Annotated in this window: 1 protein-coding gene; it reads left to right on the top strand. The window is 39.1% G+C overall.

The features are described 5' to 3' along the window. A partial coding sequence (locus Q4550_RS24160) for a hypothetical protein (RefSeq protein ID WP_303536812.1) occupies window positions 1-233 on the top strand: 233 nt, incomplete at both ends.

The following is a 233-nucleotide window of genomic DNA, read 5'->3' as shown; positions in this document are numbered from 1 at the left end:
GTGAAGTTTAAAACTTCCCTTGAAGATGAAGATCAATCTAAGTTCCAAAATGAAGCAACAGTAATGAGTGACAATGTGGAAGATGTGAAAGCAGCATCTACTGTATCTGTTCAGCGCGGTGTTCCGCTTAAGAAGACTGTCAAAGGATACAATGGTTCAACTCAAACAATTACGTGGGAAGTGCAATACAATTACAATGAGAAAACAATCTCTAGAGCGGATGCTGTTCTTCT

The sequence above is a fragment of the Anaerobacillus sp. 1_MG-2023 genome, from assembly GCF_030547345.1.
GTDB lineage: Bacteria > Bacillota > Bacilli > Bacillales > Guptibacillaceae > Guptibacillus > Guptibacillus hwajinpoensis_B.
This window is presented reverse-complemented; position numbering and strand designations above follow the sequence as displayed.